We start from the raw sequence: 25,881 nt of genomic DNA, 5'->3' as shown, positions 1-25,881 counted from the left end.
AAAACCTAAAATTTAGGTTTTAATTAAGATTACTGAAATTTAAATGTAATAGTTACAGGATCAGAAATATAATCGTATTTTATTTCAATTTTGTATTCTTTATTTGTTTTGAATTCAAAGTTTAATTTGTTGATTTCAACTTGATCAATAGTTTCATTTGTTAATACTTGTTCTACATCATCAATTTTAATTGATTTTAATTCTTTATGAGCAATTGTTCAGTTGAATAATTTATCAAAAACAAATACTGAGTTTGAATCTTTATTAATAGTGCTTTCAACTAATTTAGCTTCACCAAAGTTTGATATTTTAGCAGTTAAGTAATCTGCTCTTTTATCTCAAAGTGGTTGAATAATATGTGGATTATCTCTTTTAGTTGTTGTTATTCTCGCAAAGTTGATATTTCTCATAACAACTTTTTTCTCTCTAGCAACATCAACAACTTTGTTTTCGATGCTTGCTGTATTTCATTTACTTAAATCAGCTCTAAAGCTTAAAGCATTTCTAAACATTGAATCCATGTCTTTTACATTCGAAGTATCTCAACTAGAAATCTTATTATCAGTAAAACTGATAGCTCCATCAAACATTTGTTTCATATCAGTTACTTTAGAAGTATTAAAGTGAGAAACTTGTTGATTGAAATTTGAAGCTTGTCTAAACATATGATTCATTAATGATACATTTTCAGTATTTCAATTTGAAATTGAAGTATTAAATGCTTTTGCTTCTTCGAACATACTACTCATATTTTTTATATTAGAAGTGTCTCAAGCAGTATATTCTTGTTCTCCTTCTTTTTGAACTTTTCTAGTATTTATATCTTGGTTGAATGCTTCAGTTTTTTTGAACATACTTTGAGCGTTTTCTAAACTTTTTGTATTTCAATTAGAAATATTTCCGTTAAATACTTTTGCATCATGGAACATATCTTGCATATTTTTAACGTTAGATACATCTCAAGTATTTAAATCTTGATTGAATTTTTTAGTATGAGCAAATAATAATTCCATGTTTACAATATTTGAAGTCGATCAGTGTTGAATTCCTTCTATATGATCGTTTTCATTATGTTGGAAAGCTGCTTTTAAATTAGTTATTCTTATTGGTAAATTAATAGGAACTTTTTTAATAGTATTAGCAAAATTTTTAACCCTTCATGTATCAGTTGCCTCTTCATAGAAATAACCTATTTGAGTACATTCTACAGGAACCATTTTGCCATCAATTCTTTCATATCTATATTTATGATCTTTTTCACTTTCTTTTTCAAAATCACGAACAAGTCCATAATCAAGCTTAATTTCTTGATCTTTATAAGTAACTATAAATTCTCCATTATTTTTTTGTGATCCATCATCTTGTTTTAGTTTTTCATTAGATTGTTTTGCTTTATCAAAATTAATTTGTCTGAAAATTCTGTCAATCAATTCTTCTTTTAAAGCTGATTCATAAGCATTTTTTACATCTGTAAAAGTTTTTGAAACATCAAAGGTATCTTTGATTCTTCTAACTCAAATATCATTCACTTTAAGAATTGCATATTTTGTAAGTGAAATTTCAACTGTTCCTTCGTATTTTGAGTCTTCATTAGCTGTTAAAGTTACTGTCTCACTTTGTTCATCAATAGATATAAAGATTTTATTAGAATCTAGATTAGAATTTTGACTTGATAATTCATCTAAGAATTTTGTAATTGATTGATTGAAGTTGTTTGTAATTTTCATTTTAGAAATCTTTTCATCTGTTATTACATCTTGTAATCTACCAATTTTTTTGATTTTAATTTTGAAACTAGCTGTTCCAGTATATTTAGAATTATCTTTTGCTTTAATATCAACTTCTTTATTTTCAAATCTAGTTATTTCAATTTGTTGTTTATCAAATTCACTATCTTTAGTTTTTATTAAAGTTTCAACTGCTGATAATGTATGAGTTTGATCTAATTCATCAACTTCTAAAACTTTTTCTACGCTATTAAAAGCCTGATCAACAATTGAACTTAATTGAGGTTTAACAACTGGTGGAATAACATTGATTTGAATAGAAACTTCACCTTGATAATTAGCATTTTCTTCACTAATTTTTATTTTAGCAACGTTGTTTTCAATGCTTATAATTTCATTAAGATTAAGTTGTAGATCTGATCCTATTTTGTTTAATTCTTCACTTATTTTCCTAAGAAACTCTTCTTTACTATTATTTGAAACTTCTACAGGTTGAGTAATTTGATCAAATACTTGTTTAACATCTTGTTTTGAGTGAGTAGTACTATCATCAATTCTAGTTTCACTTTCTTCATTAGTTGGTTCAAAAATTATTTTGTCACCAGAAAATAGTGGGTGATTTTCTCCTGCAGTTACTATCACCTTTTTATCTTCTTTTTTGATGTGAGTTTCAGTAAGTTTTTCAGATTGTGAAGTAAGTTCTAATCTATCATTAAGTATATTTACAATATCATCAACTTTTTTATCACCAATCTTTTCAATAGTAAAGTTTCTTAATTCTAAAACTTCTTGTAGATGGATTTTGTTTGTTGATACTTCAAGATCTATGATTTTAAAGTTTCTGTAATGTGGAATACCTAATTTCTTTGTAAATGAAGTTATTTTTCTAATTTTATCCATAACTTCTTTACCTACTAAACTTGTTAAATTGTCTAAAACATCTTGAGTAGTTTCTGAAGGTATAATAATAGCTTTATGATTGTTTGTAACTATAATATTAACGTTTTGTAATACAGTTTGATACATTTCTTTATCAAGAGCTAATAATGCATTTTTAACATATAATGAACTAGCTCTGTCAACTTTTAATTTATTGTCTTCAAGTTTAATTACTTGATTTAAATCTTTTGAAAAAACATATTTTCTAGTAAAAAATACAGTTGTAGCTGTTGCCGCACTTGCTCCAACTAAAAAACTAGATAAAACAGATAACATTTTTTTCATTTAATACGCCTCGCTTTAATATCTATATTTAAGTTATTTTATATATATTTTTAGATAAGATTTTTTTATATCCTATTTAAGTTTATTTTAAAAATTAGTAAAAAACAAGACTTGATAAAATCACTGGATAAATAAAAAGAAGTGATTACACTTCTTTTAAATATTATTAAACTTTAAATAATTATTTTTCAATCATTGATTCTAAAGTCATTTCACTTGGTACTTCTAAATCCATAATATCTAAAATTGTTGGACTAATTTTAGCAATAGCAGCATCATTTTGTTTTAATTTAATGTTTTTATCAGTAATAATAATTGGAACTGGTGAAGTTGTATGTTTTTTATTAACTCCTCCATTTTCATCAATCATCACTTCGGCATTACCGTGATCAGCAGTAATTACCATAATTCCATTGTGTTTTAGTACAAATTCATCATGAATACGTTTTAATTGATCATCTAATACTTTACATGCAACTCTTGTAGCTAGATTGTTTCCAGTATGACCTACCATATCACAGTTTGCAAAGTTTAAGACAATTAAATCAAATTCATTTTTTTGTATTTCTTCTAATAATTTATCTGTAATTTCAACAGCAGCCATTTCAGGTTTTAAATCATAAGTAGCAACTTTAGGAGAAGTAATTAAATCAATTGATGCATTTTTTAAACTAACTTCTTCAGGTTTTGCTAGTCCGTTTTTGAAATAATCATTTCCACCATCAAAAAAGAAGGTTACGTGAGCAATTTTTTCAGTTTCGGCAATTCTTAATTGTTTTAATCCTAATTTTGAAACTCATTGACCTAAAGTATTTTCTAAAGGTTTTGGTGGATAAGCAATGTGAACTGAAGTTACTGAATCAGAATATTTCATCATTGAAACAAATCTAATATCATTTCCAATAAAGTAAATATCTTTAAACGCTTCATCATTTCAAGCAATGTAGTTTTTATTGGTCATAATTGATGAAATTTGAATAGCACGATCAGGACGGAAGTTAGTCATAATCATTACATCATCTTGTTTTAGATTAGCATCAATAGCTGAAGAATTAAATGCAGGAACAATCATTTCATCATCTTTATTATTTTTATATTGTTCTTGAATATAACTAATTGGATCAGTAAATGAATCAACATATTTTCTAGTTACAATTGCATTATAAGCTTGAGCACTTCTTTCAAATCTTTTATCACGATCCATTGCATAATAACGCCCACTAATTGAACTAATTTGTCCTATGTTATTATTTTGTTTAATAATTTCTAATAATTGTTTTACAAATTGATCGGCTAATTTAGGAGCAGTATCACGTCCATCGGTAATTAAATCAAATTTAATATTTGTAATTCCATAATTGATTGCAGCTTTATAAATAGCAATCATATGATCCATATGAGAGTGAACTCCACCATTTGAAAATAATCCCATTAAGTGTAATGCACTATTTTTAGTTTTAACTTGTTCAAAAGCGTCAATTATTTCTTGATTATTTGCTATTTGATTAGTTTTTACTTCATAGTTTAATTTTGCTAGAGATTCCATATTGATTCTTCCAGCACCTAAATGGATATGTCCTACTTCTGAATTTCCCATTTGTCCTTCAGGTAAACCAACTCATTCTCCTGAAGCGTGAGCTTTAACTCAAGGATATTTTTGTTTCATTTCTTCAACAAATGACATGTGTCCATTTCAAACAGCATTACCCTCACTTGGTTCAGCTATTCCTCAACCATCTAAAATAGTTAATAATACAGGTCTTTTTGTAATCATATTTCTAGTTCTTTCTATTTAAAATATATTGTTCTACAAATTTTTTAACAGCAGCTTCTTCGCTTGTTTTATCAACATAAACTTGAGCTATATCTTTAATCGCTTGAACTGAGTTTTTTAAAGCAACACCAATTCCAACATATTCAATCATCTCATAATCATTCATTCCATCACCCATAGCAGCAATGTTTTCTAAGTTAACATTGAAATGATCTTTAAATCAGTCAACAGCAAATTTCTTATTAACATTTTGTTTGTTAATTTCAATTATTCTGTAATCATTAGTTGATACATTTAATTTAAGTTCATCTTTTAAAGCATCAAAGAACTCTTTATTTGCATTAAATGCTAAAAGTTTGAAAAAGTCATGCTCTTGATTAATATCTTTTAATTCTACAATTTCTCCTTCAAATAAATTACCTTCATATCCATAATCAACTGGATCTTGAGTTCATTTATTTAAAATTGAAGTTTTTAAGTCAGTTGAGTATCCTCAAATTTTGATATCATCTTTTTTAAATCTTTCACTTGCTGCTAAATCATAAACTTTTTTAGCAGTTGCTCAATCTATTGGATTAGAAGCTAAAATTTCATTAGTTACTAAATCATAAATACAAGCACCATTATATCCGGCAATAAATGAATGATTTGAAGTAAATCCATGTTCTACTAGACTATTTTGTTTAGAATTAACCGGTCTTCCTGTGACAAACACAACTTCAACATTATTTTCAATAGTTTTTTTTAAAGGTTCAACATTTTCTTTTATGATAGGACCCATTTTTTTATAACTAGTCCCATCCATATCTAAAATTAGTAATTTAACATCTTTCATATTTTTCTTCCTTTTATTTATTGTAATTTACTAAAGCTAGATAATCATCTGCTAATAATGAAGCTCCACCAACTAAAGCACCATCAATATTTGGCATTTCCATAATTTCTTTTATATTTGAAGGTTTAACACTTCCTCCATATTGAATTGAAATTTGATCTGCTGTATTTTGATCATAAATTTTTGCTAGATTTTCTCTAATTGCTTTACATACTTGTTCAGCATCATCACTAGTTGCAGTTTTACCTGTTCCAATTGCTCAAATTGGTTCATAAGCAATAATTGTTTTAACAGCATCATCACTTGAAATACCATCATAAGCTTTTGAAATTTGATCATTTACAAAACTAATTGTATTTCCTTGTTCTTTAGTTTCTAAAGTTTCTCCACAACAAATAATTGGAGTCATATTATTTGCTAATAATGCTTTACCTTTTTTATTAACTGTTAGATCAGTTTCACCAAACATTTCTCTTCTTTCAGAGTGACCAATAACAACATATTCAACATTTAACTCTTTTAACATTGGTATAGAAATTTCACCAGTGAATGCTCCTTTTTCTTCAAAGTGAACATTTTGTGCAGCGATTTTTACATTTTTAGCATTTTCTACTGCTGTACTTAATAAAGTGAACGGTACAGCTAAACCAGCAACAACACCTGTGCTAGAAGCTAAACTATCAACTGTGTTTAAAAAATCTTTAACACTTTTGATTGATCCATTCATTTTTCAATTTCCAAAAATAACTTTTTTTCTCATATTTTTATACCTTTCAATTCTTGTAAATTTTTAATAATTATATAAATAATATTGTGTTTTATCAAATAATAATATATTGACTAATAAACAATAGATATCAATTAAATTTTAATAAATTTTTTGTGATTTTTTTATAATAAAAAAGTTAGTTTTAAAACTAACTTTAATTCTAATATTCTTATTATTTAATATTTGATTAAAAATAAAATAAAAAGTAGCCTAAGCTACTTAATATCATTCTCTTGAGTGGTGGTTGTGGACGGAATTGAACCGCCGACACGCAGAGCTTCAGTCTGCTGCTCTACCAACTGAGCTACACAACCATAATGGCGACCCCAACGGGACTCGAACCCGTGATCTCCTCCGTGACAGGGAGGCGCGATAACCAACTTCGCTATGGGGCCATTGGTTGCGGGGGCAGGACTCGAACCTGCGACCTTCGGGTTATGAGCCCGACGAGCTGCCAACTGCTCTACCCCGCGACACTATTTTGTTTTCAATAAATGGCGGAAGATGAGGGATTCGAACCCCCGCTCGGGTTTCCCCGACTCTCGGTTTTCAAGACCGATCCCTTCAGCCGGACTTGGGTAATCTTCCGTGTTACCATTTTACCTCATAATCGACCATTTTTATGTTTCAATTATGGTGGACCTTATTGGACTTGAACCAATGACCGTCCGGTTATGAGCCGGATGCTCTAACCAACTGAGCTAAAGGTCCATAATAATGATGGTAGCGGGGGAGAGATTTGAACTCTCGACCTTTCGGGTATGAACCGAACGCTCTAACCAACTGAGCTACCCCGCCAAATATGGTGGACCCTAACGGGATCGAACCGTCGACCCCCTGCGTGCAAGGCAGGTGCTCTCCCAGCTGAGCTAAGGGCCCATATTTAATGGTCGGGAAGACAGGATTCGAACCTGCGACCCTTCGGTCCCAAACCGAATGCTCTACCAAGCTGAGCCACTTCCCGAAATATTGTTATTATGTTTTACGATAATAACAGTTAGCTTTCTAAATGGTGCGCCCGGAGGGACTCGAACCCCCAACCTTTTGATCCGTAGTCAAGCGATCTATCCAATTGATCTACGGGCGCATGTAAAGGTATTTGCTATGTTATTATCTCGTCACTTTCTCAAGTGACTTTTTTATTATAGAATATCAAAACAAAATTTACAACATAAAAATTTAATTTTTTTTATTTTTTTAAAATCTCTCTATTCCAAAATGGAATTTAGAGAGATTTTTGGTTTCATATTGGAGGCAACAGTCGGATTCGAACCGACGATCAGGGTGTTGCAGACCCATGCCTTAGCCACTTGGCTATGTTGCCAAAAATGTTACTTTATAATTATAATAGATTTTTTTATAACTTTAAATAGTTTTAAATAAAAAAACAAGCACAAATGTGCTTGTTTGAAGATATTGTATAATTTATCTTTTTGATTTATCAAACGGAACTCCAACTGCAGCCGGTGCTCTTGATGTTTTACTAAATGCAATCATACCTATAATAGTTAATACGAAAGGTGTAACTTTAAATAATGTTGCCATTCTTTTTATAACATTTTGATCAAATAGTAATGAAATTTGTTGTGCCATCGCAAATATCATTGAAAATATAATAACTCCAATTGATATAAATGGTATTTTTCATTGTCCAAAAATCATAATCGCAATAGCTAAGAATCCATATCCATTTAATGATCCACCAAATGTACCACTACCAACAATTGTTAGAATGAATGCTCCTCCACCAATTCCGGCAAGAAATCCTGAAAACATTACTGCAATATATCTATATTTTGTAACACTAATTCCAGCAGCATCAATTGCATTTGGGTTTTCTCCAACCATTGCATATCTCATACCTTGTTTTGTGTATTTGAAAAATACTAATAATAGAATAGCTACAATAACCGCTACAATCATTCAAACAGGGAATGGTCCAAATCTTAATGTTTTATATCCACTTGCAATAATTTGAGATTGTTTTCCAAAGTAGTTTGATGAAGCTAAGAATATACCTGTTCCTAAAGCTAAAATGTTAATAGCAGTTCCTGAAACAATTTGATTAGATTTCAATGTAATTGAAGGGAATGCGTGTAATAGTGCAAATATTGATGTTATCACTCCTGCAAGTAGCATAACTCAAATTTGAGTGTATTGAGAAGATGCTTCATTTGGGCGAGTATTTACAATGGTTCCTAGTATAGAAACAACCAAAGCACCTACTGTCATCATACCTTCAACAGCAATATTAACTATCCCTGCTTTTTCTGAAACAAGAGCTGATAAGGAAGCGAATAATAATATAGCAATAAATCCAAAAGCTCATTGAGCTGTAACTGAATTTAACATATTACACACCTTCCTTTACTATTTTTTGATTAATTTCAATAACTTTAGAATTCATATTTTCTTTATATGTTCTTTCTAAGTTTATTAATTGATCTAAATCTTGGATTGTTTCATTTGCAGCAGAATTAATAGTTTCTAAGTATTGCTCTTTTTGAGAGTCAACTAGTTCTTTAGCTTTTGTTATAGATTCATTAAAAATCTTAATAGTTTTGTTTTCATCTATTCTAGATTGGATATAATTAATTTCTTTTTGAATATTAATTATTAATTTTAAAGAACTTAAATTAATTCTTATTTTGTCTTTCATATATTCAGCGGCATCATATGAATTAACTACTTGTTGAGTTAAAATTTCATCAATTTTGTTTTTAATTTCTAAAGATTTTGTTAAGACTTCGTTGTTTGTGCTTAAAGCTTCATTAGTAACGTCTTTTACAAGTTGATCTTTAAAGATTGTTTTTAAATCATTTAATAACATAGTTGCTTGTTCAACTTCTTGTTTAGAACGATTCATATCAACTTTTGAATCAAATTCTTGTTTAAATTCTAAAGCTTTTTGTTTTTCTAGTTCAAAACGTTTATTTTCTTCTTCAACTAAACGTTGAGCTTTATCTAAAATTGCTTGTAGTTCAACTTTTTCTTGTTCAACTTTTAGTTTTTGAGCTTTAAACTTATCTTTTCAGTCTTGTGATTCTTGTTTTGCTTTAAAAATAACTTCTTTTTTATCTTGTTTTAATTGAGAAATTAACTCGTTGAATTTTTGTTTGATTTCATCATATTTTACTTTTTTATCTTCAGAAGTTAATTCTTTATTTAATCTCAGAATTTCACGTTGTAATTTAAATTCAGATTTTGCTGATTTAATGTGCTCATTGATATTATCAATAGCTGTTAATTTTTCAGCTTTAATTTGAATTAAATTATCACGGTATTCAAACTCTCAAGTTAATACACTTATTTCAGTTTCTTTGTTCATCTTGATCGCTTGAAGTATTGATTTGTGCTCTGCTTTATTTTTTTCTAATAGGTTTTTATAAGAGTTTAAAATTGAATCTCTAGTTTTTCTTACTTTGTCTTTTTGAGTAGAAAATTCTAAGTTTAAGTTTCTTTGTTTTTTAATAAAGTTAGAAATAATTAAATCTTTTTCTTTTGATAATTCTGTTTTTAATCCACAAACGTTTAGTTCTGTTTTTTCTTCTTTAACATGTTTTTTAACTTCTTCTAATTTGTTTTTACATAAGCTAATTAATGAATTAATTTCTTTTTTCATTACTAACTTAAGATTTTTTCTACCGTTTCATTTTTTAGCAAGTAAAGTAACTTGTTCATTATTAATATCTATATTGTTTTGTTTACAATAAGCTATATATTCTTGTTCAAGTCTTTCTTTGTATTCGCTTGATAAACATAAGAAACGTTTTTTAGATTTTAGTTTTCTAATATGAGCTTTTAGTTTTCTAATAATTTTTAGGTTTATTCCTGAGTTTAATATATAGAATTTATTTTTAATTGCTACTCAAGGTTCAAGTCTAATGAATATTGAAGAAATAGCAGTAAAGTAAATTAATATACCTGAAATTAATGAACTTAATTGAGTTGAAATTAAATATGTTCCAGAAGCTGATGCTGCACCAGTTTTAATAGAAGCTCATAATGAAGCTGTACCAATAATTCCTATAGGGTTATTAAATGCAACTAGTGAAACTGCAATTGCATCAAATCCTAAAGTAGGTAAGGAATCATTTGCAAATGATGTATTTGGTGTAACAGTGAATAATGCAACAAATGCCGCTAATCCAGCAAATGCTCCTGATAATGTTAATGCTCCAACAATTTGTGTTTTAACATTTATTCCAACATATTGTGATCCTGATGGAGATGAACCAACAGCTTTTAACTTAAATCCTAATGTTGTTTTTGAAAATAATACTCAAACAAATATAACACAAATCATTGCAATTATAATAGGAAGTAATCAACGATTGTCTCCTATGTTTAATTGGTTAGAAGGAATTGTTAATGTAACTCCAGGTGTTGTACTCATGAATTTATTTCCAGTAAATTCGAAGAATCATTTTAAAGTAAAGAATGCAGTTCAGTTTAATAAAATAGTTGAAACAACTTCATGTATATTAAATAACGCTTTTAATAAACCCGCTAGAAAAGCTAATATAGAACTAGATACAACACATACTATAAATAATAAGAATATTGTTCCAGAATCTATAGAAGTTATTGTTTTACCTTTTACTAGAACAAGGATTATTGTCGATAAACACGTTGATGTTAATATTTGACCTGATGCACCAATATTAAATACTCCACATCTAAATGCAATAGCCATAGATATAGCGGCAATTATATAAACTGCAGTTCAATTAAGAGTTTGTGATAATAGTCTACTACTAAAACTGAATGTAAATACGTAGTAGAAATACTCAAAAGGATTTACTAATAAACATATTAATAATATAGAAGCTGTTAAAAATCCGGCAATAATCGAGAAAATAGAACCTTTAAAAACTTTTCTTTTTTCTTTTGAGTGATCAGAAGTAAGCACATACCTTGCTTTAGTTGAAAATGTTCATTTTAATCTAGAAAACATTATGCATTTACCTCCATTTTAGTTTTAGTCTTTTTAATTTTATCTAATGTTTGACCTGTCATTAGTAATCCTATTTCTTCTTTTTTAGCCCCTTTTCCAGGAACTTCACCAATAAATCTTCCTTTATTAATAACAACAATTCTATCAGCTAATGCCATCACCTCATTTAGTTCATAAGAGACTAATAAGACACCTTTTCCGCTTTCTTTTTCTTTTAATATTTCAGAGTGAATATATTCAATAGCTCCAACGTCAAGACCACGAGTTGGCTGAACGACAACTAATAAATCATGTTGTTTTCTAATTTCTCTACCAACTATAACTTTTTGTTGATTTCCTCCCGATAATCCTCTTGCGTTCGCTGTTCCACTTCTAGAACCACGAACATCAAAATCGTTTATCACTGATTGAGCATATCTTGAAATAGCATTTCTATTTATAAATCCGAATTTAGAAAATGGTTCTTTATCTAATTCTTGACTTACAACATTTTCTTGTACTGTAAAGTCTAGCAATAGACCGTGTTTATGACGATCTTCAGGAATATGAGCTAATCCCATATCGTATCTTTTTTTAATACTATAGTTAACGATGTTTACACCTTTAAATACTACCCCACCAGATACCGGTTTAGTTAGTCCAGTAATAGCTTCAACTAGTTCTTTTTGACCATTTCCTTCAACTCCGGCAACTGCAACAATTTCACCAGGTTTTACATTTATATTAAAAGTTTCTAATCCAAATACTTTAGGATTCGAATTTTTTTTGACTGTTAAATTTATTACATCAAGAATAGGTTGATCTGATAACGGTTTAGTATACTCATTTTTCACTTCAATTAATTTTCTACCAACCATTGCCTCAGCAATTTCATTACCAGTTACTTTAGAAACATCTAAATCAATTATTTTTCTACCTAATCTAATAACAGTTGCAGTATTTGCTACTTTCTTAATTTCATCCATTTTATGTGAAATGAAGATAATTGTTTTTCCTGATTTTTGAAGATTTTGCATAACCCTTAACAATCCATCAATTTGTTGAGGAGTTAAAACAGCAGTAGGTTCATCAAAAACTAGAATATCAGCTTTTCTATATAAAATTTTTAATATCTCAACACGCTGTTGCATACCAACAGAAATATTTTGAATTTTTGCATCTAGATCTACGTGTAGATCATATTTATCCATAATTTCTATTAACTCTGCGCGCATTTTTGTTTTATTTAAGAAAATTTTATTTTTTGTTTCTTCAACACCTAAAATAATATTTTCAAAAACCGTATTTACTTCAACTAACTTAAAGTGTTGGTGAACCATACCGATACCTAGTTTATTAGCTTTAATTGGGTTTGAAATTATCTCTTCTTTCCCATTAACTTTTATCTTACCCTCTGTTGGCTGATATAAACCAAATAGAATTGACATTAAAGTTGATTTACCAGCACCGTTTTCACCGACGATAGCGTGAATTTCACCTTTTTTAACTCTAATTGTTACATCATCATTTGCAACAATAGCACCATTTAGAAATGTCTTTGTTATATTTTCCATTTCTATGGCATATAAATTTTCATTACTTAATGATTTCATTTACTTTATAGAGTTTCTTTCTTTATTTTTTTTCAATATTAGTTGTGTTTAAAAGGTTTATGTAATCTTTAATTCCCGCAATTCCATCTTCAGAAAGTTTTAATTCAGTTCAGTTTTTACCTTCAGCTAGTATTTTGTTTACTTCATTTACAAAGTGACCTAATGAATTTGAACTTAAATAATCCTTAAATTCGTTTCCAGTTTTTCCTAAAACTTCTTTTAAAATTTCAGATATTTTTTTAGAACTTCCTTTCGCATAATCTATAGATTGAACTGCTAAGTTTGCAGAATTTGTAACATTTCCACCTTTTCCTGCATCTCATTTTTGATCTGCTCTTCTTGATGATGAAATTGATCAATCAGGTTCAATTCCAGATAAGATATGTCCGTCTTTTAGTTCATTTTCATATTTAGTGCTAGTGTATTCTTTATCTCCTACAGTAGCTTTTTGTAGTGATTTTGCTCTTTCTAATGCATAAACAGATGCTGAAATGATGTTTTTCTTAGCACTTGTGATGAATCTCTTGTTTGTTCCTGTTCTTTCTTGACCAATTGAAGTAACTTGATCGGCATCAACACCAATTACATATGGTTTAAATTCACCTGCTAATTCGTATTCTAAGACGTCGTTAGTTTGAGGTCCAGCAACTGGGAATATAATATCTGCTTCATTTTTAAATAATTTAGGCATTACACTTGAACGTGTAGCTTGTCCATGAGCAAAACCACCAGTGAATCAGTCATCATTAGTAAGATTATCAATGCTGTTAACTTCTTGTCTTTGAGCTGTGCTATTTCCATTTCCGTTAGCGAATTCAACTTTTTGTAAAGTATATTCTACTTCTTGCCCTTTAACATCTTTTAATTTAATAGTTTGACCCGCCATCACATTGTTGTATAAATTCATTGCAGCTAGTAAACCTCATAAGAAGTTATCAACAGCATTTTTGTTGCTTAATCCACCAAACATACCAACTGATACATGGTTTTTACTTCTTAATGATCCTTGAACAGGTATTTCTGTTTTTTTACCTTGAGCAGATTTTTCTACAACATCTTTAGCGAAGATACCGCTATTTAAACTTGTCATTTTTGGCAAGTTAGCTCACATTAATGCATCTCATCCCGCATTAAATCCTGCTAATTCTGATTTATAAACTATTGAAATAACTTTTTCACGTCCAGGACCATCATAAGCAAAGTCTAAAAACACAACAGTTTTACCATTCATTATGTCGACTGCTTCTTTAATTGATTCAGCGTGTTTAAATCCTGCTAAAAATAGAGCATCAGCTCCTTTATTAGCAGCTGTGTTATACGCAGTTATAAAGTCATCTTTTGATGCTCCTTCAAGAGCTTCTACATAGTTTCCGTTTGTTTTTTTAGCGTTTTCAAAATCAATTTGACCAAAGTTTTTCTTTTGATCATCTCATTTATTTTCACCAACTGATGAAGCATAATCTAAAGCTCTTGCTTCTTCTTCGTTTGTTATACCAAATTTTTCATGAATATTCATTCCATACTGTAGAATAGCTTCTCATGAACCTTCGTTAAATGAGTGATCTCGGATGTTACCACCATCTGTTATCATCATAACTCTTTGCCCTTTTACCCCTTCGGTAACTCTTGCTCTTCTACATGAAACTGTAGCAGAAATTGGCGCAGCTGTTGCAACTAACGCAGTTAAGGCTGTTAAAAGTTTTTTCATATATAATATTTTCCTTTCGTTTGTTAGATAGTCTCTAATTTGATTATATAAAACTATATAAAAATCAAAAAGATACACCACTCTCAATTTAATTGTACTTGAATATAATAAAAGAGTTTAGAACTTTAACCTTTATATAACATAAAAGATTAAATAAATAACAAAAAAACACCCTTACAGGTGTTGTTTTTTCAAAATGGTGCTGACTATAGGAGTCGAACCTACGACCTACTGATTACAAGTCAGTTGCTCTACCAACTGAGCTAAGTCAGCAAAATAAAAAAATGGTGGAGTGTATAGGACTTGAACCTATGACCGCCTGCTTGTAAGGCAGGAGCTCTCCCAGCTGAGCTAACACTCCAAAAATATGGTAGCCTGTACGGGGTTCGAACCCGTGTGTCCACGGATGAAAACCGTGTGTGTTAACCGCTTCACCAACAGGCCAGATAATGGCGGCTTTTACAGGACTTGAACCTGTGACAAACCGGTTAACAGCCGGTTGCTCTACCAACTGAGCTAAAAAGCCATAATCTTTATTTTTGGTTAGCGTCTTATCTAAGACAATAAAAATAATAACATTAGAAAATTTAACTTGCAAGTGTTTTTTTAAATTTTTTTTAAATTTTTTTTATTTTTTAAAAATCAATAATATTTAAATAAACAATAGTTGATTTATAAATTTAGTTTTATTAGTTTCAATTGTTATTTTTATGCTTAAAGTTGGAAACAAACAAGAAAAAAAGCGATAACAATCGCTTTTTTATACTTATTAAGTACTAATCTTTTTCTTTTAATCTTTTTTCTGCTTTTTCTTTAACTTTGTTATAAAGTTCTTCAAATTCAGGATCTTTTTTAAAGATTGCTACTAATTTTTCTTCAGATATTTCTTGGTTTTTAACTAATTTGTATGTTTTTTCAACTTGTTTTAATTTTTCAATTTTTTTTGCTTCATTAATTTCATCAACTTTATTATCAGCTATTTGTTGTTCTACAGTTTGATTATTTTTAGTAAATAACATATAAATAGCTCCAACCATACACACAACAGACATAAATGAAAGTATTATTATAGTTACTTTTAAAAAACCAGTTTGATAATAAGAACTAATAACTGATAATACTAAAATAACTAAACAAATTAAAAATATATAATTTCCTAAAACAAATAAACTTATTCCTGATGCTAAATTTAAATGAATATTAGTTGTATTTTCAACTAATGATCCAACAACCATTCCAACTATTCCAAAAATAAACATCAAACTAGATAAAAACATACTTACACCTGCTGATATTTGAATAATAAGATTGCTTATTTTAAAAGTTTGATCGTATTGGTTGTTTTGATCATTTTTAAATAGTTCTTTAATTTTTTCTATTTTTTCTTTCATATTATTTTTATTCTCCTTCATGTCTTTTGTATAGTTTTAATGTATTTTCTAAAAGTGTTACAACTGTCATTGGACCTACTCCTCCAGGAACTGGAGTTATATAACTTGTTAAATCTTTTACATTTTCAAAATCAACATCACCAACTAGTTTGTTAGTAGCTGTATCTCTTATAATACCTACATCAACAACAACTGCATCTTGTTTTATCATATCTTTTTTAATAATAAATTTTTGACCAGTTGCTGAAATTACGATATCTGAATTTTTAGTATATTTTGTAATATCAACAGTATTTTTATTACACATAGTAACTGTAGCACCCATATTAGATAACATAATAGCTAAAGGTTTTCCTACGATATTTGAAGTTCCTACCATTGTAATATCTTTATGTTTTATTTCTATATCATAAGCTTTTAATAAATTGATTACACCAAGTGGAGTGCACGGATAGATTGTGTCATAATTTTGAAGCATTTTACCTTGATTCATATAATGAAAACCATCAACATCTTTACTTACATCAATTGCTTGAAGATAACTTTCTTCATCAAATCAATCAGGTAGTGGTAATTGTAGTAAAACTCCATCAACAGTTGGATCATTATTTAGTTTATCAATAATTTTATATAACTCTTGTTTAGAAATATTAGCATCTAATTTTAAAGTTTCTGAATCAATTCCAACTAGTCTACAAGCTCTAGTTTTATGAGAAACATAAACTTTTGATGATTCATCATCTCCAACTAAAATAACTACTAATTTAGGTACTCTTTTATTATTAATAATTAATTTATTAATTTCTTCTTTTAATAATTCTCTTCTTTGTTCTGCAACTTTCTTACCATCTAAAATGATCATAAAAACACCTATCCTATAGTTACATCTTCATCTAAAAATTTCAATGCTTTTTGTCTTGCTGGTTTTAAAAATACTAATAAAGTATTAGATACTCCTAATTGTCCTATAAACATTACTAAAATTATTAATATCTTAGTAGTTGCACCTAATTTGTACATATCATGATGAGTTAAAGGACTTAATCCAACCGTACCAAAAGCACTACATATTAATAATAAAATTTCACTAATTGTACCTTTATCATTTGTACCTAAAAATACTTTATTAGAATCTATATAAATTGTAAATACTGAAATGAAAATTAAGAACGTAGAAATGAAAAATGTTGCATGACTTCTTCTAACTGTTGCTTCTGGAATTGTCTTTTTAAATGCACTAGTATAATTTCTATTTTTAATAATTGATAAAGTTGATAATAAAAGAATTGCAAAAGTTGTTGTTCTGATTCCTCCTGCAGTTGAACTTGGAGCTGATCCAATAAACATTAATACAGATAAAATGAATTTTGAACTTGGATTAAAATTAGACATATTAATAGTTGAAAATCCCGCATTACGAGAAGCAGTTGTATTAAATAAAACATCCATAAACACTTCATTAAATGGCTTAATAGTTTTATTTAAATTACTATCGACATTATTAAAAATTAATGAATTATCATAATTAGAATATTCAGTTGATAAGACTAGTAAAGGACCGAATATAAATAATGTTAAATAAACTCAAAAACTTAATTTAGTAAATAAACTAAATTTAACTTTTTGACCTGTTTTTCTTGCTTGTATTTTTCTTTTAATATCATGAAATGTTGGATAACCTAATCCACCAATAATTCACTCTAACATGAAAATAATTTGAATAGAATAAACTTTATGATCAATTGTGTTATAAGGTTGAAGTGAGTTAGGTGAAATAATATCAAAACCTGCATTGTTTACTGCACTTGTTGAATGAAACACAGCAAATCATAATGATCTTCAAAAATCATGAAATGGAGAAACTGTTTCAAGATTTACGCCATTATTTGACATTGCAGGTTCGTTGAAAAAGAATAAGAAAAATAATATAAATGCTGAAAATATTTGCACAATAGTTAATCAAATAAAACCATCTTTAATTAATTGAATAGTTGAACTTGTAATTGTACTTCCTCTTTCTGATTGAGCAACCATAGTATCAGAAATAGATATTTTTTTATTTATAAGTAAAAATAAAACTATTTTAAAAGTTAAAACCCCAATACCGCCAAATTCAATTAAAATTAGTAAAATAAATTGCCCTCAAAAAGTATAAGAATGTGAAACATCAATCACAGTTAATCCAGTATCACTAAAACCACTTGAAGCAGTAAATAATCCTGTTAAATAATCTCAATTATATTTACTATCTGCTTGACTAGTTAGTGCAAAACCAGGAATAGAAAGTAAAAATCCACCAATTAAAACAACACAAAGATAAATTAAAAAGATCTTTCCAGAAGTTTTAGAAAGTGGTCACGACTCTTTAAACTTTATAAAAAAATTATGTTTATTTGATTTAATTCTTTTAAAAAAAGATTTTTTAGAGTTGCTTGATTTATTTAGTTTTGCTTCTTTTTGATTGTTATCTTTTTTAAACATAAACTCATCTCTTTTGTAACTATTTTTTTATCTTTTCAATGATATTATTATATCACTATAAAAGAATGTATAATTTAAATAGTTAAAGAGGTATGAAACATGGCAGGAAAACAAAGCTTTGCATTTATTGGTATTTCTAATTTTGCACTATCTATGATTTCATCATTAGTTGAAAAACGTCAATCAGTAAAAGTATTTGATTTTGATGAACATAAAATGAATTTATATCTTTCTGAATTTAGCACAGTTGATTCGGCTGTTATAAACTCAACAAATAAAAAAGCCTTAGAAAAAGAAGGAATTCAGTCTTATGATGCAGTAATTGTATCCATTGGAGATGTTGAAGATTCACTAGCAACTGTTTTAAACTTAATAGATTTAGAATGTAAAAAAATCATAGTAAGAGCAAGAGATGAAAACCAAAAAAGAATTTTATTAGCTCTAGGATTAAGTGAAAATCAAATTGTTATTCCAGATAAAGTTGCAGGAAAAATTACAGCAACTAGAATTCTATTTAACATTGATTTTGATCTTGATGTTCAAACTATCGATAATGAATTTGTTTCATCAACTCTTGAAGTATCTAACCCTGATATTTTTGATAAAACAATTCAAGAAATCGGACTATCAGCTAATAAAGACTTTAATATTATTCAAATTAAACATAAAGGAAAAATTATCTTACCTGATGATTACACTGAATTAAGAGAAGGTGACTTATTATTAGTATTTGCTAAAAATACAATCATTAATATGTTAGCTAAAAAAGTTCAAGGTGAAGATGACGAAGATGAAGTATAATTGATAAACAAAAAAACTTCTGTTACTAACGAGAGTAGGACAAAGTTATTAGACTCCCTAAGGGATAGACCCCCTAGGGGGTCTATTTTTTTCAAAAAAGGAGTATTTATGAAAAGAGGAAAGCAACTAAGTGTAAGTGAGTGGTTAGAAGTATTTAAGCACTACAAAGAATATTTATCTCAAAATATTACTAAAAAGAATTTTGTTATATTTATAGCAAAATTAGAAATTCTGAAAATTATTTACTTTCAGAAGAAGCCTTCTGATATTTATCTAGAAAATATAAAGATTATAATTTAGGTATGGAACTAAAAGAATCACAAACAGGAAAAGCACCTAAAAAGGTAAAGGATCAGGTAGACCTAGAAAGAACAAAGAAGAATATGATAAACAAAGAAACGAAGTGATTAAAGAGATTGATCGCGAAGTTTTAGAATGGTTAATAACAGACCTTTTAAAGAAGATATTTTAAAGAAAAATAAGGTTGACAATCTAGATGAACTGATAGAAAAAATTAAGAAAAATTTGGAGAAAATATTTCTAACAAGGAAATAATGAAAATTCTTGGAATACCTAAATCAACTTTTTACTACAAAATCAAGAAACAATCAAAAGATAAGAAAGAAGCTGTTATAGAACACGCAGAAATAATTAGAGAAGCTTTTGCAAAACAAAACGGAAGATATGGTAGAGAAAGGCTATCAGCATATATTTTCAAGACATATGGCATTATTATTAACCCTAGAACACTAGGAAGAGCAATGAATAAATTAGGTCTTTTCTGTCACGTAAGAACAACGTGCAAGAAAAAGCGTGAATCAAAAAATACTAACGTGTATTATCCAAATATTGCTAATAGAGATTATAATGGACTACAAAACGATATTTATGCAAGTGATGTTAGTTACATTCCTGCTCCAATAGATGTAGAAGGAAGACATGTTTATTTATCTATCGTAATTCATCACAAAACAAAGAAAATTGTTAGTTATAATTTATCCATATATAATGACACTAATTTAATTATGACTCACATTAGAAAAACAAAATTTCCTAAAAACTTTATTATTCACACAGACCATGGTGTAACATATTCATCGAATGAATATCTTGAGTATATAAAGCAACGAGGTGGAGTGGTGTCAATGTCAAGAATAGGTAACTCTCTAGACAATAGAGAAGCTGAATATTTCTTTTCAATTTTAAAATCAGAAATGTTTTATAACTTTGAAAAGAAAGTAAAGAAATGACTTTTAGTGAACTAAAAGAATGTATTAAAAATTTCATTGAGTGATATAACAATGAAAGAATATTAAAAAATTCAAATGAAAAACACCTCAAGAACTATGAGGTGTGTATAATAAACATAACTATTTAGTCTAATAATTTTGTCCCGGTTTCAACAGAAGTTTTTATTTTATATAAGTTCTTTAATAGTATCTATAATAATGCTGTTTGCTAAATCAGGGTTAACATTACCGTTACTAATTTTCATTAATTGTCCCATTATTGTTTTGATAACTCTTTCTGGACGTGATTCATATTGAGTTAATAATTCTTTATTTTGTTCAAAAATAGGTTTTAACATTTCTTTAATTTGGTTAGGATCAGAAATTAGTTTTAAGCCTAATCTATCAATTATTTGTTCAACTGTTTCTTTGTCTGATTCAAAAATAATAGGCATAATCACTTTGGTTTGTTTTGATGAAATAATTCCATTATCAATCATATTAATAACTGTTGCTAAACTTTCTGGTGTTAGTTTAGTTTGATTAATAGTAATATTTTCTAGATTTAGTTTTGATTGAACTTCTGAAATTAACATTTTAGAAACTTTAACATAATTATTTGTTAACTTAATTGTTTTTTCAAAAAACTCAGTCATTTCTAAACTAGTTAAAATAATGTTTGTATCATCTAAGCTTAAACCTAGATCATTAACATATCTTAAACGTTTTTGATCTGCTAATTCAGGTGAATTTTGAATTACTTTTTCAATTCATTTTTCATCTAATTGAATTGGTAAAATGTTAGGTTCTCTAAAGTAACGATAGTCTAATGCATCGCTTTTACTTCTCATTAAAACAGTTGAATTAGTTTGATCATCAAATCTTCTTGTTTCTTGTTCAACAATTTTATTTGATAGAATAATTTCTTTTTGTCTATTTAATTCAAATTCAATAGCTTTTCTAATGTTTGAAATTGAGTTTAAGTTTTTAATTTCTACTTTATTTGAAAATGATTTAGAACCTAATGGTCTGATTGAAATATTTAAATCAGTCCTTAATGATCCTTCATTCATTTTTACATCACTTACATTTAAAAATAATAACACTTCTCTTAATTTTTCAACATAAGCACAAGCTTCATCAGCACTTCTCATAACCGGTTTAGTTACTATTTCAATTAACCCTACTCCAGCACGGTTGTAATCTATATAAGTTAAATCATCTTTATGAACTTGTTTTGCAGTGTCTTCTTCAATATGTAAACGTTCAATTTCAATTACTTTTTTACTATTATCTGGTAAAGTTATTTCTAATTTACCGTCTGTTCCTATTGGATGAAATTGTTGAGTGATTTGAAATCCTTTAGTTAAATCAGGATAAAAATAGTTTTTTCTATCAAATCTTAATAGATTATCAATTTTCATATCTAATGCATTACATGCTAATAACGCTAATTCAACACCTTTTTTATTAACAGTTGGCAAACTTCCTGGATAAGCCATATCAACTTCATTAACTTGAGTATTTGGTTTCATACCAAAAGTAACAGGAGCAGCAGAAAACATTTTTGTATTTGTTTTTAATTCAACGTGATTTTCAATACCAATAATAAGTTCAAAATTGTTCATCTTAGTCCTCCACTATTTGGTTTTTAATACCGATAATGTTTTCTAGTGTTTTTGCTGCTTGTAAAGTTAATAGATCTGATTTTACTTTAGTTGTTAAGTTAATACCAATTGGCATTTCATCATATTCGAAAAATGGAATTGTAATTGATGGAGCTCCTGAAAAGTTTGCAAGCATTAAAACATCATCTAAAAATTCGTTTTCTTGTGAATTTTCATCAATTTCTTGAGCACCATCAATTAATGGAGCAATAGATCTTGAAGGTGGTAATAATAAAATATCAATTTCATTAAACATTTCATCAACCGCTTGATTAATTAGTGTTCTAACTTTTTTAGCTTTATCTAGATATTTAATTTGGTTTTCACGTTTTAAGTTTAATGAACCAATTAAGAAACGTCTTTTTACAACGGAACCAAATTTTTGACTTCTTGTTTTAGTCATAACTTCAGTGTAATCTTTACCATCCACTCTGCTTCCAAATTTAATTCCATCTAAATTAGCATTAGTTGAAACTGCTTCACTAAATGAAATCATCATATAAACAGGTGATAATGCATCTAATAAATCTTGTCTAAAATCAATTGCTTTAACAGTATATCCTTGATCTTCTAATTTTTTAAAAAGTTCTAAATATTTTTCTTTATGATCATCATCTAAAGCATCAATTACATTAGTTATATAACCAAAAGTTTTTGTTTTATCAAAAGAATCAATTTGTTTATAAAAATCAGATGATTCAATTTTAGTTGATGTAAAGTCTTTAACATCATATGCGAAACTAGCATCACATAAAACTGCCATATCATCAACATTTCTAGTAAAGAATCCTGCTGTATCTAAACTTGGAGCGTAAGGTAATAATCCATATCTTGAAATTGCTCCATATGTTGGTTTGAACCCAACAATACCATTATAACTTGCAGGCTTTCTAATTGAATCTCCAGTATCAGATGCTGTTGCAAATGGAATAATTCCTTTAGCAACTAAATAAGCAGATCCTGAACTTGATCCTCCAACTAATCGACGTTTATCTCTTGGATTAACTATTTTTCCATTACATGAATAAAGACCAGTTCCTCCCATTCCTAATTCATCTAAAGCAGTTTTTCCTAATAATACAGCTTTATTTTGATCTAATTTTTCAATTAAAGTTGCTGAAAAAGGTGGAATGTATCCTTCTAAAATATTTGATGATGAAGTAGTAGGAATATCTTTAGTTGAAAAATTATCTTTTGATAAGTATGGAATACCACATAAAATGTTATCTACATCAAAATTAGCATCAATTTGTTTAGCTTGTTCTAAAGCTTGAGTTTCAGCTATGTAATTAATAGCATTTGAGTCTAATTCATTTTTTAATTCTCTTATAACTTTTTTAGCTAAATCTGTTGCAGTTGTTCTTTTATTAACTAAATCATCATGTAATTCTAATATACTTTTAGATTTATAATCCATCTTAATTAACCACCTTTGCTATAGTTACACATTCATCTTTACTAGTAGGAGCATTTTTTAAAATGCATTCTTGATCAATAACTTCTGAGTTGTTATCTTCTCTTAAAAAATTATGAATATCTTTTAAAGGATAAAATGTTGGTTCTACATTTGTTGTGTCAATACTTGTTACTTTTTTAAGTTTTTCTAAAATTGATTCTTCAACAGATAATATATAGTCTAATTCTTGATCATTTGCTTCTAACATAATATCTTTAGCAAGCGATTTTAAATAATTTATATCTATAACATCTTTCATTATTATTCACTCTCATTTCCTATTAGTTTATAAAACTCATCTTCATTTATAACTTTAACATTTAAACTATTAGCTTTTTCTAGTTTAGATCCTGCATTTTCACCAGCTAGTAAATAATCTGTTTTACTTGTAACTGATGAAGTAGTTTTTCCTAAATTTTTTTCTATTAATTCTTTAAAGTATTCTCTATTTTTAGATAAAGTTCCTGTTATAACAAATGTTTTATCAGCTATTTTTGATTCTTGATTAGTTTGTGAATCTAAATAAGCAAATCTAATTCCAATCGATTTAAGTTCTTCTATTAATTTTATATTTTCATCAATCTTAAATCAATCAACTACAGATTGAGCCATTACTTCACCAATTGAATCAATATTAGTTAATTGTTCTAAACTAGCGTTTTTTAAATTATCAATATTTTTAAAATTTTGAGCTAATACTTTAGCATTTTTTTGACCTATATGTCTTATACCTAATCCAAATAAGATTTTATCAAAAGATGAGCTTTTAGATAATTCAATAGAGTTAATTAAATTATCATATTTTTTTTGACCAAATCCTTCTATTTGTAAAATTTCATCTTTATAGTTTTTTAAATTATAAATATCTAAGATATTTGAAAGTATCTTATTATCAAATAAAGTTTCAATTAATTGATCACCTAATCCTACAATGTTTGTTGCGTTTCGGCTTACAAAGTGTTGTAAACATCTAACAATTTGTCTAGGACAAGAAGTATTAATACAGAATTGATCAACTTCATCAGTATTTTTTTCTAATAAACTATCACAATCAGGACAACGATCATCAATTATTCATTTATCTAAATTATAAAAATTATCATCTTTAACTGCTTCTAAAACTTCAGGAATAATATCTCCTGCTTTTTTTATTTTTACATAACAATTAACTCTTAAATCTTTTGACTTAATAAATTCAGCATTATGTAAAGTTGCAGCACTTACAACTGTTCCCATTATTTGAACTGGTTCAAGTTTAGCATTATAAGTAATTTTTCCTGTTCGACCAACCGTTGGGAAAATATCTAATAGTTTAGTTGTTTTTACTTCTGCTGGAAATTTATATGCTATTGCTCATTTAGGGGCTTTTACTGTATATCCTACTTTAGCTTGTAATTTTTTATCATTTAATTTAAAAACAATTCCATCAATTTGATAATCTAAATCATCTTTTAGTTCAGTATATTTTTCAATATAATTTTTAACTTGATCTAGATTAGTACACAACATTGGTTCACTATTTGTTTTAAAGCCTAATTCTTTTAATTTTTCAATTGATTCAGCTTGAGTTAAATCATCTGAATCATCAGCTAAATAATAGTATAAAAATGCATCAAGATTTCTTTTAGCAACAATTGATGAATCTAGCTGTCTTAAAGTTCCAGCTGCTGCATTTCTAGGATTTGCAAATAATTGTTCACCTTTTAATAATCTTTCGTTATTAATTTTTTCAAATTCTTTTTTAGATAAAAAAACTTCTCCTCTAACTTCAACTCTAGTTTTTTTACTAATTTTTAAAGGTATTGATTTGATAGTTTTTACATTAACCGTTACATCTTCACCAACAACACCATCTCCACGTGTTGCTGCTGTTGTTAAAATTCCATTTTCATAAATTAGTGAAATTGATAAACCATCTATTTTTAATTCAGCAAAATATTGATTATCAATTGTATTTGTAACTTTACTTATTTGATTATTAAAATCTTTAAATTCTTCAAAACTAAAAACATTACCTAAACTTAGCATAGGAGTTTTATGATTAACTTTTTCAAAACCTTGAATAATAGTTCCACCAACTTTTTGAGTAGGTGAATCTGGTGTAATAAATTCAGGATTTTGTTTTTCTAGATCGATCAATTCGTTTAAAACAAGATCATATTCACTATCATCAACTGAAGGATTATCTAAAACATAATACTCATAAGATCACTTTTCGATCTTTTCTTTTAATTGATTAATTTTTATTAATATCTCTTGTTTATTCATAT

16 protein-coding genes, 14 tRNA genes and 1 pseudogene are annotated in these 25,881 nt (G+C 27.9%); 2 read left to right on the top strand and 29 right to left on the bottom strand.

The features are described 5' to 3' along the window. Nucleotides 1-29: 29 nt before the first annotated feature. From NX779_RS00980 to NX779_RS00860, 25 genes are all read right to left on the bottom strand, one after another. Nucleotides 30-2,951, bottom strand: a complete 2,922-nt coding sequence (locus tag NX779_RS00980) for a BspA family leucine-rich repeat surface protein (protein WP_259430357.1) — start codon at nucleotides 2,949-2,951, stop codon at nucleotides 30-32. A 181-nt stretch (nucleotides 2,952-3,132) separates the two neighbouring features. Further along, nucleotides 3,133-4,725 carry a 2,3-bisphosphoglycerate-independent phosphoglycerate mutase gene (gene gpmI / locus NX779_RS00975; RefSeq protein WP_259430356.1) on the bottom strand — a complete coding sequence of 531 codons (1,593 nt, stop codon included), beginning with the start codon at nucleotides 4,723-4,725 and terminating at the stop codon, nucleotides 3,133-3,135. Nucleotides 4,726-4,729: 4 nt separating this feature from the next. Further along, nucleotides 4,730-5,560: an HAD-IIB family hydrolase gene (locus tag NX779_RS00970; protein WP_259430355.1), complete on the bottom strand. Its 831-nt coding sequence runs from the start codon at nucleotides 5,558-5,560 to the stop codon at nucleotides 4,730-4,732. Nucleotides 5,561-5,573: 13 nt separating this feature from the next. Then, nucleotides 5,574-6,320 (bottom strand): triose-phosphate isomerase, encoded by a 747-nt coding sequence (gene tpiA / locus NX779_RS00965; protein WP_259430354.1) that lies wholly within the window; start codon nucleotides 6,318-6,320, stop codon nucleotides 5,574-5,576. A gap of 247 nt (nucleotides 6,321-6,567) precedes the next feature. Continuing rightward, nucleotides 6,568-6,643, bottom strand: a tRNA-Phe gene (locus NX779_RS00960). A gap of 4 nt (nucleotides 6,644-6,647) precedes the next feature. After that, nucleotides 6,648-6,724, bottom strand: a tRNA-Asp gene (locus NX779_RS00955). Nucleotides 6,725-6,726: 2 nt separating this feature from the next. Next, a tRNA-Met gene (locus NX779_RS00950) sits at nucleotides 6,727-6,802 on the bottom strand. 22 nt (nucleotides 6,803-6,824) lie between these two features. After that, nucleotides 6,825-6,917: transfer RNA gene (locus NX779_RS00945), tRNA-Ser, on the bottom strand. Nucleotides 6,918-6,963: 46 nt separating this feature from the next. Beyond that, nucleotides 6,964-7,040: transfer RNA gene (locus NX779_RS00940), tRNA-Ile, on the bottom strand. 10 nt (nucleotides 7,041-7,050) lie between these two features. After that, nucleotides 7,051-7,127, bottom strand: a tRNA-Met gene (locus NX779_RS00935). A gap of 5 nt (nucleotides 7,128-7,132) precedes the next feature. Then, nucleotides 7,133-7,208 (bottom strand) — tRNA-Ala (locus tag NX779_RS00930). Nucleotides 7,209-7,216: 8 nt separating this feature from the next. Beyond that, nucleotides 7,217-7,293, bottom strand: a tRNA-Pro gene (locus tag NX779_RS00925). 46 nt (nucleotides 7,294-7,339) lie between these two features. Then, nucleotides 7,340-7,416, bottom strand: a tRNA-Arg gene (locus NX779_RS00920). A 162-nt stretch (nucleotides 7,417-7,578) separates the two neighbouring features. After that, a tRNA-Cys gene (locus tag NX779_RS00915) sits at nucleotides 7,579-7,653 on the bottom strand. 101 nt (nucleotides 7,654-7,754) lie between these two features. Then, nucleotides 7,755-8,681, bottom strand: coding sequence for an ABC transporter permease (locus NX779_RS00910; protein WP_259430353.1), 927 nt, complete (start codon nucleotides 8,679-8,681; stop codon nucleotides 7,755-7,757). Between the two features lies 1 nt (nucleotide 8,682). Then, on the bottom strand, nucleotides 8,683-11,286 hold the full coding sequence (locus tag NX779_RS00905) for an ABC transporter permease subunit (RefSeq protein WP_259430352.1): 2,604 nt from the start codon (nucleotides 11,284-11,286) through the stop codon (nucleotides 8,683-8,685). Continuing rightward, nucleotides 11,286-12,878, bottom strand: a complete 1,593-nt coding sequence (locus NX779_RS00900; RefSeq protein WP_259430351.1) for an ABC transporter ATP-binding protein — start codon at nucleotides 12,876-12,878, stop codon at nucleotides 11,286-11,288. Before NX779_RS00900 ends, NX779_RS00905 begins: the two co-directional genes overlap by 1 nt. Nucleotides 12,879-12,900: 22 nt before the next feature. Next, entirely contained in the window at nucleotides 12,901-14,586 is a 1,686-nt protein-coding gene (locus NX779_RS00895; protein ID WP_259430350.1) for a BMP family ABC transporter substrate-binding protein, read from the bottom strand. Nucleotides 14,587-14,783: 197 nt separating this feature from the next. Beyond that, nucleotides 14,784-14,859, bottom strand: a tRNA-Thr gene (locus tag NX779_RS00890). A 12-nt stretch (nucleotides 14,860-14,871) separates the two neighbouring features. Beyond that, nucleotides 14,872-14,947, bottom strand: a tRNA-Val gene (locus tag NX779_RS00885). A gap of 7 nt (nucleotides 14,948-14,954) precedes the next feature. Continuing rightward, nucleotides 14,955-15,030, bottom strand: a tRNA-Glu gene (locus NX779_RS00880). A gap of 6 nt (nucleotides 15,031-15,036) precedes the next feature. Next, nucleotides 15,037-15,112: transfer RNA gene (locus NX779_RS00875), tRNA-Asn, on the bottom strand. Nucleotides 15,113-15,362: 250 nt separating this feature from the next. Beyond that, nucleotides 15,363-15,977, bottom strand: coding sequence for a hypothetical protein (locus NX779_RS00870; RefSeq protein ID WP_259430349.1), 615 nt, complete (start codon nucleotides 15,975-15,977; stop codon nucleotides 15,363-15,365). A gap of 7 nt (nucleotides 15,978-15,984) precedes the next feature. Beyond that, entirely contained in the window at nucleotides 15,985-16,839 is an 855-nt protein-coding gene (locus NX779_RS00865; protein ID WP_259430348.1) for a bifunctional 5,10-methylenetetrahydrofolate dehydrogenase/5,10-methenyltetrahydrofolate cyclohydrolase, read from the bottom strand. A gap of 8 nt (nucleotides 16,840-16,847) precedes the next feature. Then, nucleotides 16,848-18,458, bottom strand: coding sequence for a TrkH family potassium uptake protein (locus NX779_RS00860; RefSeq protein ID WP_259430347.1), 1,611 nt, complete (start codon nucleotides 18,456-18,458; stop codon nucleotides 16,848-16,850). A gap of 99 nt (nucleotides 18,459-18,557) precedes the next feature. On the opposite strand from NX779_RS00860, the gene NX779_RS00855 reads away from it, so the two are divergent. Together NX779_RS00855 and NX779_RS00850 are read left to right on the top strand one after the other, a co-directional pair. Next, nucleotides 18,558-19,259 (top strand): potassium channel family protein, encoded by a 702-nt coding sequence (locus tag NX779_RS00855; protein WP_004427909.1) that lies wholly within the window; start codon nucleotides 18,558-18,560, stop codon nucleotides 19,257-19,259. A gap of 108 nt (nucleotides 19,260-19,367) precedes the next feature. After that, nucleotides 19,368-20,642, top strand: a pseudogene (locus NX779_RS00850) (IS3 family transposase). Nucleotides 20,643-20,676: 34 nt separating this feature from the next. Here NX779_RS00850 and gatB read toward each other — a convergent pair. The 4 genes from gatB to ligA are packed head-to-tail and all read right to left on the bottom strand — an operon-like array spanning nucleotide 20,677 to nucleotide 25,879. Continuing rightward, nucleotides 20,677-22,116 (bottom strand): Asp-tRNA(Asn)/Glu-tRNA(Gln) amidotransferase subunit GatB, encoded by a 1,440-nt coding sequence (gene gatB, locus NX779_RS00845; RefSeq protein WP_259430346.1) that lies wholly within the window; start codon nucleotides 22,114-22,116, stop codon nucleotides 20,677-20,679. Between the two features lies 1 nt (nucleotide 22,117). Beyond that, complete coding sequence (locus NX779_RS00840; protein WP_259430345.1) at nucleotides 22,118-23,572, bottom strand: amidase family protein; 1,455 nt, start codon at nucleotides 23,570-23,572, stop codon at nucleotides 22,118-22,120. 1 nt (nucleotide 23,573) lies between these two features. After that, on the bottom strand, nucleotides 23,574-23,870 hold the full coding sequence (locus NX779_RS00835) for an Asp-tRNA(Asn)/Glu-tRNA(Gln) amidotransferase subunit GatC (protein ID WP_259430344.1): 297 nt from the start codon (nucleotides 23,868-23,870) through the stop codon (nucleotides 23,574-23,576). A gap of 2 nt (nucleotides 23,871-23,872) precedes the next feature. After that, nucleotides 23,873-25,879 carry an NAD-dependent DNA ligase LigA gene (ligA, locus tag NX779_RS00830; RefSeq protein ID WP_259430343.1) on the bottom strand — a complete coding sequence of 669 codons (2,007 nt, stop codon included), beginning with the start codon at nucleotides 25,877-25,879 and terminating at the stop codon, nucleotides 23,873-23,875. Nucleotides 25,880-25,881: the final 2 nt, after the last annotated feature.

Origin of the sequence: Mycoplasma cottewii (assembly GCF_024918975.1) — a bacterium.
Taxonomy (GTDB): Bacteria; Bacillota_I; Bacilli_A; order Mycoplasmatales; family Mycoplasmataceae; genus Mycoplasma; species Mycoplasma cottewii.
Note: the sequence above shows the minus strand (reverse complement) of the source record. Positions and strands in the feature narration are given on the sequence as shown.